Below are 333 nucleotides of genomic sequence, written 5' to 3'. Positions count from 1 at the left end.
GCTGACCTGCGCCTTGTGGACCTTGCGAGTGCGGGTGCCGCCGTCGGCGTAGTGGTAGCGCTCGCTGTCGTCATCGCCATCAACGCGGCTGACAGGCGTGACCTTGCCGAGCTGGTTGTCGGCCAGCCACTGCAGCGCCCTGCCGTCGGCCAGTTGCTTCTGCAGACCTCCCGCCAGGAAGCCCGTCTCCGGTGTCAGGCTGTGGCCTTTCACCATCGCCCGGTTGCTGCCCTCGGAAACCTGTAGCTCCCGGGTGCGGTTGCCCGCGACACTGACGTGGCGGATCGTCGTCAGGTTGTTGCCGTCGTCGTAGGTGTAGTGCTCGCTGTAAGG

The 333-nt window shown here is 66.4% G+C and carries 1 pseudogene; it reads right to left on the bottom strand.

The features are described from left to right. Positions 1-333 (bottom strand): annotated as a pseudogene (locus AC1MHZ_RS23435) (hypothetical protein); the annotation flags it as partial.

It is taken from the genome of Pseudomonas sp. FA-1 (genome assembly GCF_056856075.1).
Note: the sequence above shows the minus strand (reverse complement) of the source record. Positions and strands in the feature narration are given on the sequence as shown.